This is a genomic window from Geobacter psychrophilus, from assembly GCF_056821595.1.
Genome location: NZ_JBXDTU010000004.1, coordinates 715,612 through 733,407 on the forward strand (window position 1 = coordinate 715,612; position 17,796 = coordinate 733,407).

The following is a 17,796-nucleotide window of genomic DNA, read 5'->3' on the forward strand; positions in this document are numbered from 1 at the left end:
GCTATTTTTCATTGGCGCCGAAGAAGTTGAGAATGGCCTCATCGAGACTCACAACGTCTTTCGGAGCAGTTTCGGCGGGTGCCTGTGCAGCAGGAACCGCAGCTGACTTGCTGGCAGGCAGTGCAAAGAGCAAAGAGATATCTGACTTGGAAGAACTGGGCTGGGCCGCAGGAACGGGGGAGAAAAGATCGTTAATCCCTTTGGGCTGCGGCACGGGTTTGGGAATGAGCGTTGCCTGTGATTCCGGCTTGGGAGAGGGTATCTCGTAGTTTTCCAGCAGCGGGGCCTGGATCGAGAAGGCCCGTTCGTCGAACTCGCCCGACTTGAGTCGCCGCATAAGTTCCTTGTGCTGGGCCTTCATGAGCTCTTCCACCACAGACTCAAGATTATCCATCTTGACGATGTCGGCGTAGCTGGTTTTCTTGGAACAGAGAATCACGCCGCCTCGATAGAGCAGAGTAATGATGTGAGGGTTATTGACACCACTGTCCTCAGTCTGGACGTGGAAGACCTCTCCCTTGTAGGTAACATTATGATTAAAGCCGAGAACCATGGGAAATCACCTGTACGCGAAATGACGTAATTACTATTTAACACACATGAACACGTGATTGCAACGTGTTAAGCGAACCTGACATCAAGCGCCCCATGTCACCGTTCAGCCTACTCTTCGACAGCAAGCAGACGCTTTATCTTGGCCACCGCTTCCATGGCGTCCCGGGCATACAGATCGGCACCGATACGGTCGGCATACTCCTGTGTTACGACGGCACCGCCGACCATGGTAAAGGTTTTGACCCCGGCAGCCCGGAGTTTTTTGATGACAATATCCATCTCCGACATGGTGGTAGTCATCAGGGCCGACAGGCCGACGGCCTGAACGGAGAATTCTTTCGCCTTGGCGATAATGGTGGCGGCCGACACGTTCTTGCCAATATCAAAGACCTCGAAACCATGATTTTCGAGCAGGGTGCAGACGATATTCTTGCCGATATCGTGGATGTCTCCTTCCACGGTAGCCATCAGGATCCGTCCGCGGCTTTCGAAACTCTGACCCTTCATCTCCTCCTTCAAGCGGGCGAAGCCGGCCTGCATGGTGTCGGCTGACTGCATTACCTGGGGCAGGAAGTATATATTGTTCTCAAAACGACGCCCGACCTCTTCCAGGCCCGGCAGAAAACCCTCATTGCTGACCTGCATGGGGGTCAACCCCTCGGCGAAGGCCTGCTCCACCAGTGCAACGATGCCGTCGCGGTCGCCATTGATCACAGCTCGGGTCAGTTGTTCGCGGATGGAGAGCGGCGCATCGGAGACGAGTGTCGGTACACTGCCCGCAGCCGGTTCCCCGCGATATGCATTAATATAGACAGACGCCTGATGGTCGAGATTGAGCAGCACCATGGCAGAACGCCAGGCATCCATCATGGCCTTGTCTTTGGGATTGATGATGGCAGCATCCAGACCGGCCGCCATGGCCATGGCAAAAAAGGCCGAAGAGATCAGCGGCCGCTGCGGCAGTCCGAAGGAGATATTGCTGACCCCCAGCACCGTTGCCAGGCCCAGCTTGTCCTTGACCAGCCGGATCGTGCGCAGGGTCTCTGCTGCCCGTTTCTGCTCGGCACTGACCGTCAGGGTCAGGCAATCGATGATGATATCCCTGTCAGGTATGCCCTGCCGCCGGGCAGCATTGCGGATACGCCGGGCAATAACCAGCCGGCCTTCGGCACTGTCGGGGATACCCTTGTTATCAAGCGTCAGGCCGATCACCGCTGCCCCGTATTTCTTTGCCAGCGGCAATACCCGGCGCAGACTCTTGGCCTCACCGGATACGGAATTGATCAGCACCTTCCCGTCAGCCGCCTTCAAGCCCCGCTCCAGAGCGGCCGGATTTGATGAATCCAGCACGATCGGCACACCGGCGGCGGCACTGACACAGAACACGGCCCGTTCCATGGCAACCGCTTCATCAATGCCCGGGGCACCGACATTTATATCCAGCAGGGTCGCGCCCATTTCCACCTGCTCCATGGCCTCGCGGCGAATGTAGGCCACCTTGCCGTCGTACAGTTCCTGGGAATACAGTTTTTTACCGGTGGGATTGATCCGTTCGCCGATGATGGCGGTTTTGTTGCTCCCGCCGACCGCACACCAGCCGGCGCGGCTGGACAAAAACGTGTCACCGGTCGTTTCGGCCTGCGGAGCCCAGGTCGACTGATGATCTGCCAGGGCTGCCTTCATGGCGCGGATATGGGCAGGGGTTGTACCGCAACAGCCGCCGATCACCCGGACACCAAGAGCGATCATGCGCTCGTGGTAGGCGGTCATTTCGGCCGGGGTGCCGGGGAAAATCGTTTTGCCGTCCAATAGCTGCGGCAGACCGGCGTTGGCCTGGGAAATCAGCGGCAGATCCGTCACCGTGCGCATGCGGCAGAGGATATCGAAGATGCCGTCCACGCCCAGGCCGCAGTTGGAACCGACCAGATCGGCGCCGGCTGCGGTCAGGGTAATGGCGGCCGCTTCCGGCGAGGTGCCCAGTACCGAACGGCCGTTGTCGTCAAAGGTCAGCATGGCAATCACCGGTATGCTTGCGGATACTTCACGGATGCCGATCAGTGCCGCTCGACATTCCTTGATATCGAGAAAGGTCTCAAGCGTGATCAGGTCGGCACCGGCATCGACCAAAGCCTGGGCCTGCTCCCGAAAGGCATTTTTCATGTCATCGAAGGTCACCTCTCCCAGCGGCTCCACAAACTGACCGGTCGGACCGATTGATGCCCCCACATAGGCCCTGCCCCCGGCTTCCGTGCGGGCAATCTCTACGGCCCGGGCATTGATCTCGACCAATCGGCCTTCCAGTCCGTAATGGGCCAGCTTGAAGCGGGTACCGCCAAAGGTATTGGTAACGATGATATCGGCACCGGCCTCCAGGTAGTCGCGATGGACCGAGGCCACCACCTGCGGCATGGTCAGATTGAGCTCCTCCGGCGACTGGCCCGGCTTCAGGCCCCGCTCCTGCAGCATGGTACCCATAGCTCCGTCAAGAATAAGCACCTGCTCTCGAATGGCTTTTAGAAACGGCTTCATGGTTTTCCTTTCTGTGTTGCCGGCGCTGGTGCTGGTGGTGTCCGGTTTCCGTCAGCTGGCGTCAGACGCTGCTCCAGCGAAAAATCAGGCTGCAGCGGATCACTCAGGTCCAGGTGCCGCAGCTGCGTCTTTTCATTACCTTCAACGGTAATCTTCACCCTGGCGATCTGCGGGAAATTGACACAGATCGTATCGACAATCGAGTATACCGCCAGCATCTCGGCAGAACTCCCGGCCGCCAGGTCAACAGCAAACGACTGATTCAGATCGACGATGGCCAGATCGCCTTCAATACGCACGCTCTGCACACTTGAACTTTCCGGCAGCGCCTCATCAAAATCCCCGACCGGACCGCTGAAAAGCTCAGCAAGCAGGTCTTCCAAGCATGCCTGTGCTTCTCCACAGGCTTCCAGCTCCCGCGCTTCACGCACCAGGCTGGTGCCGTCGGCCACAAAGAACAGGACCCCTTTGCGGGCCGCTTCCGGTTCCACCACCTGTGGAACAGGTCGCACCTCCCGGCTGTCATGGGTCTTCTTCCAGATCAAAGCGCCAAACACCAGTGCAATAATCGCAAAGGGAATCAGCAGACTGATACTTATTTTTCTGCGCTGTACAGGCGGCATGTATTCAACTCTCCTCCCCGTCTTCTTCCAGGTTCACCTGGTAGACATCCCCCAGACGCTCGCCAAGGAAACGGTTGCCGACACGGATAAAACCGGCAGGAATATCACTGACATAATAATGGTGATTGCCGGTTTCGGTATCCGGACGCATGCAATTTTTTCCGGCAAGAATCTCGGCCACAGTCCGGGCGGTCTCGGCGGCCGAATCCACCAGCGTAACACCTGCACCCATAACATCGGCTATGAGCGGCTTGAGCAGGGGGTAATGGGTGCAGCCCAGTACCAGCGTATCAACCCCCGCATCTTTAAGCTCCTGCAGATAGGTCAGTGCCGTGAGGCGCGCCACCTGATTCTCGGTCCAGCCTTCTTCGGCCAGCGGAACAAACAGCGGGCAGGCCTTGGTCAGTACCTCGGCAGCCGGATTGAGGCGTTTGATGGCACGTGTATAGGCACTGCTCCGGATGGTGCCGGCCGTACCGATGACGCCGATGCGGCCGCTGCGGGACACCTCCACCGCCCGCCTGGCTCCCGGCTCTATCACCCCGACCACCGGAATCGAAAACAGACGTTTAAGGGTGGGAAGCGCGACCGCCGATGCGGTATTGCAGGCCACCACCAGCAGCTTTATATCCCTTCGGATCAGAAACGAGGTAATTTCCCGAGCATAGCGCGTGACAGTCTCGGGTGACTTGGTACCGTAGGGCACACGGGCCGTATCACCAAAATAGATGGTATCTTCCTGGGGCAGGGTTCTGATAATTTCTCGCAGGACGGTAAGCCCGCCAACTCCGGAATCAAATATGCCAACAGCCTGCCATGACACAGCAGATGCTCCTTCCCATGATCAAACGCAGAATAGTACGCTTCCGATCGACTATGAATGCAACTTTGAGTAAATTGGAACTATATACTTTTTTTCACCATGGAAGCAAGCCCTTTGGACGGACATTCACCCCGCTGCCGAAGCCATGAAATGTGCTGAATTATCCTTGACAAACTCTGGAGCGCTGATTACCTTGTTACAAGAATTAGCACTCTTCGGCAATGAGTGCTATTTTTTTGAGGTCTGGCCATGGATGTTGAACTTTCAGCACGAAGCAGACAGATACTCGAGGCCATCGTCGAGGACTACATTGCAACCGCCGAACCGGTCGGCAGCAGTGCAGTGGCGCGCCGTCACGCCCTGACCCTTTCATCGGCAACGGTCAGGAACGTCATGGCCAACCTGGAAGATCTGGGGCTGCTGACCTCTCCCCACACCTCGGCCGGCAGGATTCCTACGGAGAAGGCCTATCGTTTGTATGTCGACTCGCTGGTAGGTCTGCGCCAGGTAACCCGTGAAGAGAAAAAGCAGATCATCCGGCACTGCCGCCAATCCGGAGCCGGGTTGCCGGAGATACTCAAAGAGACCAGCCGTGCCCTGTCATCGCTCTCCAATTATATGGGGATCGTCGTGGCGCCCAGCTTTACCTCCGACATTTTCCGGCACATCGAGTTCATCCGCATTGGCGCCCACAGGGTGCTGGCGATCCTGGTCTCCACCAATGGCCTCGTCCAGAATCGGCTGGTTGAAACGGTTGACGACATACCGGAAAATGACCTTGTCAGGATGGGTAACTACCTGAATGAACTCATGCAGGGGCTGACGATATTCCAGACCCGTGAACGCATCCTGGCAGAGATGAAGAACGAAAAGACCCAGTACGACAGTATGATGTCGCAGGCATTGCGGATCAGCGAACAGGCGGTAACTGTCGGCGGGGACGAGATTTTCGTCGAGGGGCAGGCCCGGATCCTCGACCAGCCTGAATTCAGTGACGTATCCCGCATGAAGGAGATTTTCCAGGCCTTCGAGCAGAAAAGCCAGATGCTCCAGCTGCTGGGTCGCTGCATGACCGCCGACGGGGTTCAGATCTATATCGGATCCGAAACACCCGTCAGCCACTCAGCCGGGATGAGCCTGATCACCTCCCGCTTCACCACCGGCAACAACACCATCGGACTTTTGGGCGTTATCGGGCCAACACGGATGGGCTATTCCAACGTCATCCCCATCGTTGACTACACCGCCCGCCTGGTAAGCAGGCTGCTGAACAACACCTGACAAAGACATACTTAACTGTATAGTCTCTACCGCAAAGGACACACGTTATATGAAAAAACATGACACCCACGAAACCAAACCAGCCCAAACCGGGCCTGACACCGCTGAAGCAGCTGCACCTGTTGAGCCGGCCACCCCTGAAGAGCATATCATCCAGCTGCGTGAGCAGCTTGCAGCCAAAGAGATCGAAGTCCGCGACAACTGGGACCGCTTTGTCCGCGAACGGGCCGACCTGGAGAATTACCGCAAACGGGCCAATCGTGAGAAAGAGGAGTTGCTCAACTATGGCAACAAATCGCTGATAGAGGAAATCCTGCCGATCGTGGACAACCTGGAGCGGGCACTGGCCCATGCCACCGAGGATGGTCAATCGGCAGTTGTGGAGGGCATCCGCATGACCCACGTCATGCTGGTTACGGCCCTGAAAAAGTTCGGCGTTACCCCGCTCGAATCCGTCGGCACCACGTTCGATCCCGCCTTTCACCAGGCCATGGCCCAGGTGCCAACCGATGAACAACCGCCCAACACGGTCGTAGAGGAATTCCAGAAAGGCTACCTCCTGAAAGAGCGGCTGTTGCGCCCGGCCATGGTAACCGTGGCAACTCCGGCAAAATAATTTTCTGTGACACCTTGTTTTTTAAAATAATGATGACTAGTTTGAAGTTAAGAAGATTTGAAAGGGAGGATACGCATCATGAGTAAAGTAATCGGAATCGACCTTGGCACCACCAACTCCTGCGTCTCAATCATGGAAGGCGGTGAACCGGTCGTTATCGCCAACTCCGAAGGCAGCCGCACGACCCCTTCGATGGTGGCCATCTCTGACAGCGGCGAACGTCTGGTAGGACAGCAGGCCAAGCGCCAGGCTGTCACCAACCCTGAGAACACACTGTATGCCATCAAGCGGCTGATCGGCCGCAAGTTCGATACAGAGGCGGTCAAGAAGGACATCGCCATTTCACCCTTCAAGATCGTTAAGGCCGACAACGGCGACGCCTGGGTAGAGGTGCGCGACAAGCGCTATTCAGCCCCTGAAATCTCGGCCATGATTCTGCAGAAAATGAAGAAGACCGCCGAGGACTATCTGGGCGAAACCGTCACCGATGCGGTCATCACGGTGCCGGCCTACTTCGATGACTCCCAGCGCCAGGCAACCAAGGATGCCGGCAAGATCGCCGGGCTGAACGTGCTGCGCATCATCAACGAGCCGACGGCTGCCGCTCTGGCCTACGGCCTGGACAAGAAAAAGGATGAAAAGATCGCCGTATTCGACCTGGGTGGCGGGACATTCGACGTCTCCATTCTGGAACTGGGCGACGGCGTCTTCGAGGTCAAATCCACCAATGGCGATACATTCCTGGGTGGCGAGGACTTCGACCAGCTGGTGATCGACTGGATCGCCGACGAGTTCAAAAAGGACCAGGGCATTGATCTGCGCGGCGACAAGATGGCGCTGCAGCGCCTCAAAGAGGCCGCTGAGAAGGCCAAGTGCGAGCTGTCGACCTCCATGGAGACCGACATCAACCTGCCCTTCATCACTGCAGATTCAACCGGTCCCAAGCACCTGACCATGAAGCTTTCCCGCGCCAAACTGGAATCAATCTGCGCCCCCCTGCTGGCAAAACTGGAAGGGCCATGCCGTACAGCCCTCAAGGACGCCGGTCTGTCGGCCAGTGAGATCGACGAAGTCATCCTGGTCGGCGGCATGACCCGTATGCCGTCAGTACAGAAAAAGGTCGAAGACATCTTCGGCAAGGCAGCCAATAAAGGGGTCAACCCGGATGAGGTCGTCGCGATCGGCGCCGGCATCCAGGGCGGCGTACTCAGGGGCGACGTCAAAGATGTGCTGCTGCTGGATGTCACGCCGCTTTCACTGGGCATCGAAACACTGGGCAGCGTCATGACCAAGCTGATCGAAAAGAACACCACCATCCCCTGCCGCAAGAGCCAGACCTTCTCCACTGCCGCTGACAATCAGCCGGCCGTATCGATCCACGTCCTGCAGGGTGAGCGTGAGATGGCTAACAGCAACAAGACGCTCGGCAATTTCGAACTGGCCGGCATTCCACCGGCACCGCGCGGCGTGCCCCAGATCGAGGTAACCTTCGACATCGATGCCAACGGCATCGTGCATGTTTCCGCCAAGGATCTCGGTACCGGCAAGGAGCAATCCATCCGCATCACCGCTTCATCGGGTCTTTCCAAGGAAGAGATCGACAAGATGGTGCGTGACGCCGAGGCACATGCCGACGAAGACAAGAAAAAGCGTGAGACCATCGAGGCCCGCAACCACGCCGATAGCATGGTCTACAGCACGGAGAAGTCCCTCAAGGAGTTCGGCGACAAGATCGATGCCGTTGAAAAGGGAAACATCGAGAACAAGATCACCGAACTGAAAAAGGTCATGGAAGGTGAGGACGCCGAGGCCATCAAAAAGGCTACCGACGAACTGGCCCAGTCGGCCCACAAACTGGCCGAAGCCATGTACGCCAAGGAGCAGCCGGCTGAGCACGCCGAAGGCGCTGCCGGTGAACAACCCAAGAAGGATGCCCACAAGGATGAAAACGTTGTGGATGCCGACTTTGAAGAGGTCAAGGACGAGAAGAAATAGGCATACCAACCTGACGTAAAAACTCACGGCTGAAGGCGAAGGGTTCCCCCTTTGCCTTTTGCCGTATTCAGAGGAATCACTGTGGCTAACGGCGAAAAACGAGATTATTACGAAATACTGGAAGTTCATCGCAATGCATCCGAGGCGGAGATAAAAAAGGCCTTCCGAAAGCAGGCAGTCCAGCATCACCCGGACAAGAATCCGGGCAACAAGGCCGCTGAGGATACGTTTAAAGAGGTCACCGAGGCCTATGAAGTCCTTTCCGACCCACAGAAACGTGCCCAGTATGACCAGTTCGGCCATGCCGGCCTCTCTGGCGGGGGCGGGTTCTCCAGCGGCGGTTTCGGGGCGGGTACCCCATTTGGCGACATTTTCGGAGATATCTTCGGAGACATCTTCGGTGGCGGCGGGGGGGCACGCGGCCGCAGCCAGGGGCGGCGTGGCGACGACCTGCTCTATAATCTCGAGATAAGCTTCGAAGAGGCCGCCTTTGGTGCAGAAAAGAAAATCGACGTGCCCTTTGCCAAGCGTTGCGGCACCTGTAACGGCTCCGGCTCAAAACCGGGAACAGACCCCAAAGTCTGCCCTACCTGTCGCGGTGCCGGACAGGTACGCTATCAGCAGGGATTTTTCAGTGTCAGCAAAACCTGCGGCCAATGCAACGGCGAAGGGAAGGTGGTGGATGATCCCTGTCCTGATTGCCGCGGAAAAGGGAGCACCAAAGACACCAAAACCCTCTCGGTCAAGGTGCCGGGCGGGGTTGAAACCGGATCGCGCCTGAAGATGACCGGTGAGGGCGGCCAGGGCAAGGGCGGCCCCAACGGCGACCTCTACATCGCCATCAGCGTCCGGGAGCACCCGATATTTCAGCGTGAAGATACCAATGTCATCTGCGAGATTCCGATCAGCTTCATTCAGGCCTCTCTGGGCTGCGAGATGGAGGTGCCGACCCTGGATGGCAAGGTTGCCATGAAGATTCCCGAAGGCACCCAGTCCGGAAAGGTCTACCGACTCAAGGGCAAGGGGATTCCTTCTCTGCAGGGTTATGGCCGCGGAGACCAGATGGTTGTTATCCGCGTGGAAACCCCTTCCAATCTCAACAAAAAGCAGAAAGACCTACTGGAAGAATTCGCCCGGATCAGTGGTGAGAACATCCACCCCATGAAAAAGGGTTTTCTGGATAAGGTTATGGATTTTTTAAGTTAAAGAGCAGACAGGGGCCGACAGAAATGCGCGGCCCCTTCATTTTCCTTGATGATACCACTGATATGATTTATTATTTCCCGCGTTGATTTCGTATCAGGAGTGGAGTCCGTCAATGGATAAACAGCAGCTGATTGAAAAGACTACCGAGACCCTGCGGCCGTTTGAAACATCCAACCTGATGGCAACCATGCAGTCCCTGACGCTTGCCCAGATCTTTACCAACCCGGTCGTGCTGATCATTATTGTCGGGGTCCTGTTTTTCGGTATTCTGAAAAGATCCACCCCGGTCTTGCTGACACTGTTTTTCCTGATCGCCATGATTGTGTTCATGCGCTACGCCATGCCCCCGGCCGGCCAGGAACTGACGCTTTCCTCTATTGGCCCTTTCATCGGCTTCGGAGTTGCCATCGGCGGCGTCATCATCTATTTCTCCATGATAAAATCCTAGCCCTGATAAGCAGAGATAGTGCGTTTACGAAATATAAACGAAAAGAGATGATGAACTATGAAATTTCAAAAGCGTGACTGGTACTTTGTTGCCATTATAGCCGTAGTATTGGGGATTTTTCTTGCCATTTCTGGCAAAGAGAAGACCAAACTGGTGCCGCTGAATGCCGACCACCAGAAATTCCACGACATGATCAAAGAGGGCAAGACCAAAAAGGAGGTCGATCCGCTCTGTGAAACCTGCCACGATGGCGTGAAAATCACCTTCCCCAAAGACCATCCCGCCAAACCGGGGGGGCAGCCCATGCGCTGCCTGTTCTGCCATAAAATCAAGCGCTGACGGCCGATTAATACAATTCATATTTCAGCAAACGGCACTCGATCGCCCCGTTAAAGAGCACAATACGCCGTGAAGCCTTCAGCCCGATATACTTGGCCAGTTCCAGATTACCGGTCAACACGTATCCGGTCCATCCCCGACAGCGTTTTTTCATGACATCGCCGATCTGGCAATACAGTTCCCGCAACTGCTCTTCATCCCCCAAACGCTTGCCATAGGGGGGGTTAATGATCACCACCCCCGTATCACCCTCCGGCTGAAAGGCATCCAGGGCAGCGTGGAAAAAATGAAGCTGCCCTTCGAAACCGGCCTTGGCAGCATTACGGGAGGCACACGCCAGAGCCCGGCTGTCCAGATCGTAGCCGGTTATCAGCCCGACCGGAAGCTTGCGGATGCCTGTGTCTGCATCAGAAAGCAGCTGCTGCCAGAGTTGCCCATCAAAATCCAGCCAGCGCTGAAATCCGAATGAACGCTGCAGCCCCGGCGCCACCCGTCCCGCAACCAGGGCGGCTTCAATCGGTATGGTACCTGAGCCGCACATGGGGTCGGCCAGGGGAATGGATCCATTCCAGCCGGTCAGGGCTACGACTGCTGCAGCCAGGGTTTCACGCAGTGGCGCCTCGTTGCGCTCCAGCCGGTAACCGCGACGATCCAGCGGATCTCCGGAACTGTCCAGACTGACGGTACAGACATTCTTGTGCAGATGAACATTGATACGGACATCGGGTGAGGCGGTATCTACATTCGGGCGACTGCCGCACGCCTCACGGATGCGATCAACGATGGCATCCTTGGTTTTCAGCGCCACAAAACCGGAATGGGTCAGGGCAGAATCCCTCAGACTGCAATCCACCGCCAGGGTCATGGCAGGGGTAATCAACATTGTCCAGTCAATGGCATGCACCCCATTGTACAGATCAGCCGGGCTCGCGCAGGGAAATACCGTCAGCTGGACCAGCACCCGACTGGCGGTTCTCAGCCACAGGTTGGACCGGTACAATCCGGCCCGGTCGGCAACAAACGACACCCCTCCCTTGCCGACCCGTATACGCTGAAGTCCCAATGCCTCAAGTTCAGCGGCGGCAATCTCTTCAGCGCCCCGTGGAACTGCCGCAAAACAGTCCCGGGGAATATCGGACTGGGGAACCTGCCTGCTATCGATACGCTCACTCATGATTTTCCTCAATTTCTCGTGCCCATATTTTGGCCAGCTGGCTGGCGGTTTCTTGCGGCGTTCCACTATTGTCAATCACGATTCTGCCATACTGTTCCTTCTCAGCCAGTGGCATCTGGCTGGCAATCACCCGCATGGCCTCGCTGCGATCAATGCCGTCACGGCGCATCAGACGCTCCAGCTGCACTTCGGGTCGCACCGTCACAACCCAGACCTCGTCCACCCGGTCAGTGACACCGGCTTCGATCAGAAGCGGAGCCATATAAAACACGATCCTCTGGCCACTCTCTGTTGCCTGCGCAATCCGGGTCTCTGCCAGCTGCTTGATTTCCGGGTGTAGAATCCCTTCCAACAGGATGCGTTTGCCCGGGTCTGAAAATACCAGTGTCGCCAGATGCTTACGATCAAGCTGCCCATCGGGAGTCAGGACATCATTGCCGAACAGCTCAACCACACGCTCCAGTCCACGGCTGCCCGGTTCAACGGCACAGCGGGCAAGTTGATCGGCATCGATCACGATTGCTCCCCGATCCTGAAAAAACCGGGCAACACTGCTTTTACCGGTTGCAATGCCTCCCGTCAGGCCAATAATACGGATACCGGCAGGTCTCATGTCAATTTCAACGCCATTTCGCGTTCAAGCAGAAAATCCATGTTCAGCCCTCCTCAGGCAAGCCATCTTAGCAGAGGAACCGGCAAAACAACAGATTTTTGACTTGAGTTGACGGGCCAAGTAGTGTAATCATATTCATTCGCCGCATAGCCATGCGCGGCCGTTCTGTGCGGGCGGTTAGCTCAGTTGGATAGAGTACAGGCCTCCGAAGCCTGGGGTCGCGGGTTCGAATCCCGCATCGCCCGCCATTTTTTACCTGGAATGACCGTTCCTTTTACCGGCCCGCCTCAGGAAACCCCCATGCTTTTACGCATCCACAAGGCGATCATAGATACATTCTCCTCACGGAGCCCGGCTGCGGTCTTCAGCATAAGCCTGATACTGCTTATTCTGCTTGGATGGCTCGACCGTGTGACCGGCGACTATTCGCTGATCATATTTTACGTTATCCCGGTTTCCTTGATGGCCTGGTTCGTCACTCGAACCAGCGGCGTGTTATTCTGCCTTCTGGCATTTATAACACGATTCATTGCCGATAATTCGCCCGGCTCTTTCTCCTACAACAACTCGGAACTCCACTATTGGAATATATTCATCGAGTTCCTGTTTCTGCTGCTCATGAGCCTGCTCTTTTCTGCCCTGCGTAAAAATCTGGATGCCGAAAAAGCCAGGGCAAGTACCGACCCGCTGACCGGGGCGCTCAATCGCCGTTCGTTCTTTGAACTGACCGAGTATGAGATCAACTGGTGGCGGCGTTACAGTCAGCCGTTTACCGTTGCCTATATCGACCTGGATAATTTCAAGGATATCAATGATAACTTGGGTCATCACGTGGGCGATGATTTGTTGATTGAGGTCGTCACAACCGTTGCAGACAACATCAGAAGTACCGACATACTGGCCCGCTTCGGTGGCGATGAATTTGTGCTGCTGCTGCCCGATACAGGCAGTGAGGCAGCCGTGTCATTTCTGACCAAGATCCACCATCATCTTCAACAAGCAATGACGTCCCGAAACTGGCCGGTCACCTTCAGCATCGGTGCCGTTACCTACCTGAAAGCGCCGGCGACCGTGGACGAAGTCATTTGCAGGGCAGACATACTCATGTACGACGTCAAACGCAGCGGCAAAAACAGACTGCTGCATATCGAGGCACCGGAGGAGATCAATGGCTAAAGGGAGTTTTGATGCGACCGACCTGTTTGCCCCGCTGATGCTGCGGATACCGCTGGGGCTTATCTTTATGGCCCATGGCTCGCAAAAACTACTAGGTCTGTTTGGCGGCAGGGGACTGACAGCAACATTCGCCACCTTTGAACGGGATCTTGGCATTCCCGCCATCTTCACCCTGCTGGCGATCATTGCTGAATTCGGTGGTGGATTCGGCGTCCTGACCGGCTTTTTGACACGCCTGTCTGCAGCCGGCATCTCGACGGTCATGCTGGTCGCCATCTATAAGATCCACTGGGCCAACGGTTTTTTTCTGAATATGGGCTGTACCCCGGGGCGGGGCCATGGCTTCGAGTACGATCTTGCACTCCTGGGGATAGCACTCTACCTGATGATCGCCGGTGGCGGCCGCTGGTGCCTGGACCGACTGGTGTTCAGAACATAACCGCCCATCGTCTTCACGTATTTAATATAAATCCAAGGCGGGCTTCAGCCCGCCTTTCGATTGCATAAAAGGAGTTATCATTGTGGACAAGCACAACCAGCAGGAAGTCGAGAAGCGGCGCACCTTTGCCATTATCAGCCACCCTGACGCCGGCAAGACGACCATCACCGAGAAACTACTGCTGTTCGGTGGCGCCATCCAGCAGGCCGGAGAGGTCCGCGCCCGCAAATCGGCACGTCATGCCACCTCTGACTGGATGGAACTGGAGAAGCAGCGCGGCATCTCGGTGACCTCCTCGGTCATGAAATTCAGCTATGAAGAGTGCGAGATAAACCTGCTGGACACACCCGGGCACAATGATTTCTCCGAGGACACCTACCGGGTTCTGACCGCCGTTGACTCGGTTCTGATGGTGATCGATTCCGTTAAAGGGGTTGAGAGCCAGACCCGCAAGCTGCTGGAAGTTTGCCGACTGCGTCATACACCGATCATGACCTTTATGAACAAACTGGACCGCGAAGGCCAGGATCCGTTCGACCTGCTGGATGACATCGAGAAGAACCTCAAGATGCAGACCGCGCCCATGACCTGGCCGGTAGGGATGGGGAAGCGCTTTCGCGGCACCTATCACCTCTACACTAAAGAGCTGATTTTTTTTGACGCCGAGGCGGCTAACGGCACGGGCGACATCATCACCATCACCGGACTGGACGACCCCCGCCTGGATGGCCTGCTGGGCAGTCAGGTCGATGAACTGCGCCATGACGTCGAACTGTTGGAGGGTGCCGCTCATCCTTTCGACAAAGAGGCCTATCTGGCCGGAAAACAGACGCCGGTCTTCTTCGGCAGCGCCATCAACACCTTCGGTGTCCAGCAGCTTCTGGATGCCTTCGTGGAGCATGCTCCGCCGCCACTGCCGCGCGAAACAACGACCAGGGCGGTTTCACCCTATGAGGAGCCGTTCAGCGGTTTCACCTTCAAGATTCAGGCAAACATGGATCCCTCCCACCGCGACCGGATTGCCTTCTTCCGCATCTGTTCCGGCAAATTCACACGCGGCATGAAGGTTCGCCACGTGCGTCTGGGGCGGGAGGTTCAGATCGCCAACGCCACCATCTTCATGGCCCAGGACCGCACTAATGTCGAAGAGGCCTGGCCCGGAGACATCATCGGCATCCACAACCACGGCACCATCAAGATCGGTGATACCTTCACCCAGGGTGAGGAATTGAAATTTACCGGCATCCCCAGCTTTGCGCCTGAGCATTTTCGCAAGGTGCGCCTGCTCAATCCCATGAAATCCAAGGCCCTCGAAAAGGGGCTGGTTCAGCTGGCCGAAGAGGGTGCCACGCAGGTCTTCAAGCCATTGATGGGTGCTGATTGGGTTATCGGCGCCGTGGGCCTGCTGCAGTTCGAAGTGGTCATGCATCGACTTGAGCACGAATACAGCGTCAAGGTGGCCTTCGAACCGGTCAGCTATGTCACCGCCCGCTGGGTTACCGGCGAAAAGAAACAGATCGAGGAGTTTGAGAAGAAGGAGGCCATGCATGTCTATATAGACGGCGAAGGCAAGCTCACCTATATGGCCGGAAGCCAGTGGCGGCTCGACAACACCATGGAACAATGGAAGAGTCTGGAATTCCACGAGACCAGCGAACACAGCTGATGGCAACCACTGCTCACAACAGGAGTGCCGGGAGAAAACCGGAAAAATACTCCCTCACTGCGACCTGGCGGGCGGTCTGCTTCCTGCCGACCAGCCACTTCCCGCTGATCCTGCCCGGTGTCTATCCGTTCGCTTCATTTTTCATCCTGCGAAGGCTTAAGCGCCTGGGGTATTCGAACTGCACGGTAACAACCTCCGACAAGGGTCTGGTTGTACATGCCCACAGATAAAAACAGGGGGTGACCACGTTGGCCACCCCCTGTTTTTTCCCGATGAAATTCAGAACAACCCTACCCCATGAATTTCGATATTTCAAAACCGATCTGCCCCAGCGGCAGAACCTCATCGGCCACCCCGCCTTCCACGCAGGCCTTGGGCATGCCGTAAATAGTCGAGGTTGCTTCATCCTGAACAATCGTTACCCCACCCTTCTGCTTTAACAGCTGCATCCCTTTGAAACCGTCGTTGCCCATGCCGGTCAGTATGACCCCCAGCATTGATCCATTGGTGGCTTCAGCCATACTGGTCAGCATCAAATCAACCGAAGGTATGTAGACATACTGGGGATGGCTGCTGGTCGGCACTGTTTTGACCACCAGCTGCCCGCCCTGACGCACCAGGGTGGTGTGCATGCCGCCCGGGGCTATCAAGGCCAACCCCGGTTTGAGAACATCTCCATCCACAGCCTCACGGATGGCCATGGAACATTTTGCATTGAGACGGTCGGCATACGGACCGGTAAACGCTTTGGGCATATGGATACCGACAATTATGCCATAAGGGAAATTGACCGGGATGCGGGAAAGGACCTCTTGCAGCGCCACCGGACCACCCGTGGAGGCACCGATTCCGACGTAGTTGATCTTTTTGCCGCTAAGCTTGGTCGAGAGCCGCGTCGTTACAACAGCAGGCGCAGCAGGCCGGCTTGGAGCTGCACCTGTTGCAAGGGGGGAAAGGGGAGACACACGACCGAAACGGGATCTGAGCGCATCTTTGACCTTGCGCAGCAACTCTTCCCTGAAGATGTTCTGGGCATCGGAAGAATCGGTGACGTTCTTGGGTATATAATCGATAGCCCCGGCATCAAGGGCTTCAAAGGTCGACTTGGCCCCCTCGTTGGTCAGCGTCGAAACCATGATGACCCTGGTGGGAGCCTTGGCCATTATCTGGCGCAAGGCAGTAATGCCATCCATGCGGGGCATCTCAATGTCCATGGTAATAATATCAGGTTTTAACGCAATGGCCTTTTCGACACCTTCCATGCCGTCAACAGCTGTTCCAACGATATCAATGCCCGGCTCTTTGGAAAGAATACTGCGGATTGCCATGCGCATGAATGATGAATCGTCAACAATCAGCACACGGGTTTTGCCGGTCTGAGACATTAGCATCAGGACTCCGTTGATTCCTTGGAATTGAAGATAGATTCCACCAACGCCTTGACATCCGGAATGGCATCATCCAGTTCATAACAGAAACGTTCTACATCCATTTCCGCAAACTGAGGGGATTGTTTTTTGAGGATCTGCCAGGCTTCTTCCTCGAAGAGATTGAAACTGACCCATTCCCGTCCGCCATAATTGAGTTCCCTGACGCTGCAGAACAGATCCGACAGATTCACGATGGCACACAGTACAGGATCGATGATCGCCTCAGACGGGGTATGATGAAGGGCAATCACTTCACAGTATGCCTCGGGGAAGTTCCACTTTTTGGCCATGCAGAAACCGATCTCACAATGGCTGGTGCCCAGCTGCTCGATTTCGGCATCCACCAGCTTGATCGGCTTATCCTTGATGTGGTCCAGAACGGCCTGAAACTCATCCCGCATGAAATTACTCAGCAGTACCTCTCCCAGGTTGTGGATGATGCCGGCTATATAGGCCTTCTCCAGATCAGGATATCCGACTTTTTTGGCGATGATTTTCGATACCATGCCGACACCGAAGGAATGCTCCCAGAACACCCCGATCTCCATGGCACCCTTGTTCTCATCGAAGGCGCTGATAAAGGATGTTGTCAGGGCAACCTCGCGGATATGCCGCAAGCCAAGGTAGACCAGTGCCCGCTTGAGCGAGGTAATTTCATGTTCTGGTTTGTAGACCGGCGAATTGATCATCTTCATTACCCGCGCGGTCATGACCTGGTCGGAAAGCATCAGATCAGCAACCTCTTCGATCTGAACGTCCGGCTGGTCAAGGAGCTGCAATACCTGCGTCGCAACGACCGGGATGGTAGGCAGGTCATCGATATTCTCAACTATCAGCCGCGCTTTTTCCAACATTGCATTCTTGTCCATGTGGTAAACCTTTC

The 17,796-nt window shown here is 56.0% G+C and carries 18 protein-coding genes and 1 tRNA gene; 11 read left to right on the forward strand and 8 right to left on the reverse strand.

The features are described from left to right. Position 1 precedes the first annotated feature (1 nt). The 4 genes from ACOCF6_RS05525 to murI form a co-directional block, all read right to left on the reverse strand. Positions 2-553, reverse strand: coding sequence for a hypothetical protein (locus ACOCF6_RS05525; protein ID WP_482459395.1), 552 nt, complete (start codon positions 551-553; stop codon positions 2-4). Between the two features lie 110 nt (positions 554-663). Further along, positions 664-3,084, reverse strand: a complete 2,421-nt coding sequence (locus tag ACOCF6_RS05530; protein WP_482459396.1) for a homocysteine S-methyltransferase family protein — start codon at positions 3,082-3,084, stop codon at positions 664-666. Further along, positions 3,081-3,707, reverse strand: a complete 627-nt coding sequence (locus ACOCF6_RS05535) for a GerMN domain-containing protein (RefSeq protein ID WP_482459397.1) — start codon at positions 3,705-3,707, stop codon at positions 3,081-3,083. The genes ACOCF6_RS05530 and ACOCF6_RS05535 overlap by 4 nt, the downstream gene beginning before the upstream one ends. Positions 3,708-3,711: 4 nt before the next feature. Further along, on the reverse strand, positions 3,712-4,530 hold the full coding sequence (gene murI / locus ACOCF6_RS05540) for a glutamate racemase (RefSeq protein ID WP_482459398.1): 819 nt from the start codon (positions 4,528-4,530) through the stop codon (positions 3,712-3,714). Between the two features lie 249 nt (positions 4,531-4,779). On the opposite strand from murI, the gene hrcA reads away from it, so the two are divergent. From hrcA to ACOCF6_RS05570, 6 genes are all read left to right on the forward strand, one after another. Next, a complete protein-coding gene (hrcA, locus tag ACOCF6_RS05545) occupies positions 4,780-5,811 on the forward strand; it encodes a heat-inducible transcriptional repressor HrcA (RefSeq protein WP_482459399.1) in 1,032 nt (343 codons plus the stop codon). 49 nt (positions 5,812-5,860) lie between these two features. Next, positions 5,861-6,427, forward strand: coding sequence for a nucleotide exchange factor GrpE (grpE, locus tag ACOCF6_RS05550; RefSeq protein WP_482459400.1), 567 nt, complete (start codon positions 5,861-5,863; stop codon positions 6,425-6,427). A 78-nt stretch (positions 6,428-6,505) separates the two neighbouring features. Further along, a complete protein-coding gene (gene dnaK, locus ACOCF6_RS05555; RefSeq protein ID WP_482459401.1) occupies positions 6,506-8,422 on the forward strand; it encodes a molecular chaperone DnaK in 1,917 nt (638 codons plus the stop codon). 81 nt (positions 8,423-8,503) lie between these two features. Further along, positions 8,504-9,628 carry a molecular chaperone DnaJ gene (gene dnaJ, locus ACOCF6_RS05560; RefSeq protein WP_482459402.1) on the forward strand — a complete coding sequence of 375 codons (1,125 nt, stop codon included), beginning with the start codon at positions 8,504-8,506 and terminating at the stop codon, positions 9,626-9,628. Positions 9,629-9,740: 112 nt separating this feature from the next. Next, positions 9,741-10,076, forward strand: a complete 336-nt coding sequence (locus ACOCF6_RS05565; protein WP_482459403.1) for a hypothetical protein — start codon at positions 9,741-9,743, stop codon at positions 10,074-10,076. A gap of 57 nt (positions 10,077-10,133) precedes the next feature. Next, a complete protein-coding gene (locus ACOCF6_RS05570) occupies positions 10,134-10,415 on the forward strand; it encodes a cytochrome C (protein ID WP_482459404.1) in 282 nt (93 codons plus the stop codon). Between the two features lie 7 nt (positions 10,416-10,422). Here ACOCF6_RS05570 and ACOCF6_RS05575 read toward each other — a convergent pair whose 3' ends face one another. Together ACOCF6_RS05575 and coaE are read right to left on the reverse strand one after the other, a co-directional pair. Continuing rightward, the gene (locus ACOCF6_RS05575) at positions 10,423-11,589 is read right to left on the reverse strand and encodes a THUMP domain-containing class I SAM-dependent RNA methyltransferase (protein ID WP_482459405.1); all 1,167 of its coding nucleotides are present in this window, start codon (positions 11,587-11,589) and stop codon (positions 10,423-10,425) included. Beyond that, entirely contained in the window at positions 11,582-12,187 is a 606-nt protein-coding gene (gene coaE, locus ACOCF6_RS05580) for a dephospho-CoA kinase (protein ID WP_482463268.1), read from the reverse strand. Before coaE ends, ACOCF6_RS05575 begins: the two co-directional genes overlap by 8 nt. A 186-nt stretch (positions 12,188-12,373) precedes the next feature. On the opposite strand from coaE, the gene ACOCF6_RS05585 reads away from it, so the two are divergent. The 5 genes from ACOCF6_RS05585 to ACOCF6_RS05605 all read left to right on the forward strand — a co-directional run bounded on the left by ACOCF6_RS05585 (position 12,374) and on the right by ACOCF6_RS05605 (position 15,713). Next, positions 12,374-12,450 (forward strand) — tRNA-Arg (locus tag ACOCF6_RS05585). A gap of 52 nt (positions 12,451-12,502) precedes the next feature. Next, complete coding sequence (locus ACOCF6_RS05590) at positions 12,503-13,378, forward strand: GGDEF domain-containing protein (protein ID WP_482459406.1); 876 nt, start codon at positions 12,503-12,505, stop codon at positions 13,376-13,378. After that, the gene (locus tag ACOCF6_RS05595) at positions 13,371-13,817 is read left to right on the forward strand and encodes a DoxX family protein (RefSeq protein WP_482459407.1); all 447 of its coding nucleotides are present in this window, start codon (positions 13,371-13,373) and stop codon (positions 13,815-13,817) included. The genes ACOCF6_RS05590 and ACOCF6_RS05595 overlap by 8 nt, the downstream gene beginning before the upstream one ends. A gap of 82 nt (positions 13,818-13,899) precedes the next feature. Then, positions 13,900-15,483, forward strand: coding sequence for a peptide chain release factor 3 (locus tag ACOCF6_RS05600; RefSeq protein ID WP_482459408.1), 1,584 nt, complete (start codon positions 13,900-13,902; stop codon positions 15,481-15,483). Continuing rightward, complete coding sequence (locus tag ACOCF6_RS05605) at positions 15,483-15,713, forward strand: hypothetical protein (protein ID WP_482459409.1); 231 nt, start codon at positions 15,483-15,485, stop codon at positions 15,711-15,713. Before ACOCF6_RS05600 ends, ACOCF6_RS05605 begins: the two co-directional genes overlap by 1 nt. Before the next feature lie 60 nt (positions 15,714-15,773). On the opposite strand, the gene ACOCF6_RS05610 is transcribed toward ACOCF6_RS05605, so the two are convergent. Both ACOCF6_RS05610 and ACOCF6_RS05615 read right to left on the reverse strand, forming a co-directional pair. Beyond that, on the reverse strand, positions 15,774-16,874 hold the full coding sequence (locus ACOCF6_RS05610; RefSeq protein WP_482459410.1) for a protein-glutamate methylesterase/protein-glutamine glutaminase: 1,101 nt from the start codon (positions 16,872-16,874) through the stop codon (positions 15,774-15,776). After that, complete coding sequence (locus ACOCF6_RS05615; RefSeq protein ID WP_482459411.1) at positions 16,874-17,782, reverse strand: HDOD domain-containing protein; 909 nt, start codon at positions 17,780-17,782, stop codon at positions 16,874-16,876. Before ACOCF6_RS05615 ends, ACOCF6_RS05610 begins: the two co-directional genes overlap by 1 nt. Positions 17,783-17,796: the final 14 nt, after the last annotated feature.

What these genes read in the sequence shown, in the direction of transcription:
- ACOCF6_RS05590 (WP_482459406.1), top strand. Translation starts at nt 12,503, where the DNA reads ATGCTTTTACGCATCCACAAGGCGATCATAGATACATTCTCCTCACGG.
- ACOCF6_RS05605 (WP_482459409.1), top strand. Translation starts at nt 15,483, where the DNA reads ATGGCAACCACTGCTCACAACAGGAGTGCCGGGAGAAAACCGGAAAAA.
- grpE (WP_482459400.1), top strand. Translation starts at nt 5,861, where the DNA reads ATGAAAAAACATGACACCCACGAAACCAAACCAGCCCAAACCGGGCCT.
- ACOCF6_RS05575 (WP_482459405.1), bottom strand. Translation starts at nt 11,589, where the DNA reads ATGAGTGAGCGTATCGATAGCAGGCAGGTTCCCCAGTCCGATATTCCC.
- ACOCF6_RS05615 (WP_482459411.1), bottom strand. Translation starts at nt 17,782, where the DNA reads ATGGACAAGAATGCAATGTTGGAAAAAGCGCGGCTGATAGTTGAGAAT.
- ACOCF6_RS05610 (WP_482459410.1), bottom strand. Translation starts at nt 16,874, where the DNA reads ATGCTAATGTCTCAGACCGGCAAAACCCGTGTGCTGATTGTTGACGAT.
- ACOCF6_RS05525 (WP_482459395.1), bottom strand. Translation starts at nt 553, where the DNA reads ATGGTTCTCGGCTTTAATCATAATGTTACCTACAAGGGAGAGGTCTTC.
- ACOCF6_RS05535 (WP_482459397.1), bottom strand. Translation starts at nt 3,707, where the DNA reads ATGCCGCCTGTACAGCGCAGAAAAATAAGTATCAGTCTGCTGATTCCC.
- ACOCF6_RS05530 (WP_482459396.1), bottom strand. Translation starts at nt 3,084, where the DNA reads ATGAAGCCGTTTCTAAAAGCCATTCGAGAGCAGGTGCTTATTCTTGAC.
- ACOCF6_RS05565 (WP_482459403.1), top strand. Translation starts at nt 9,741, where the DNA reads ATGGATAAACAGCAGCTGATTGAAAAGACTACCGAGACCCTGCGGCCG.
- hrcA (WP_482459399.1), top strand. Translation starts at nt 4,780, where the DNA reads ATGGATGTTGAACTTTCAGCACGAAGCAGACAGATACTCGAGGCCATC.
- dnaK (WP_482459401.1), top strand. Translation starts at nt 6,506, where the DNA reads ATGAGTAAAGTAATCGGAATCGACCTTGGCACCACCAACTCCTGCGTC.
- ACOCF6_RS05570 (WP_482459404.1), top strand. Translation starts at nt 10,134, where the DNA reads ATGAAATTTCAAAAGCGTGACTGGTACTTTGTTGCCATTATAGCCGTA.
- ACOCF6_RS05595 (WP_482459407.1), top strand. Translation starts at nt 13,371, where the DNA reads ATGGCTAAAGGGAGTTTTGATGCGACCGACCTGTTTGCCCCGCTGATG.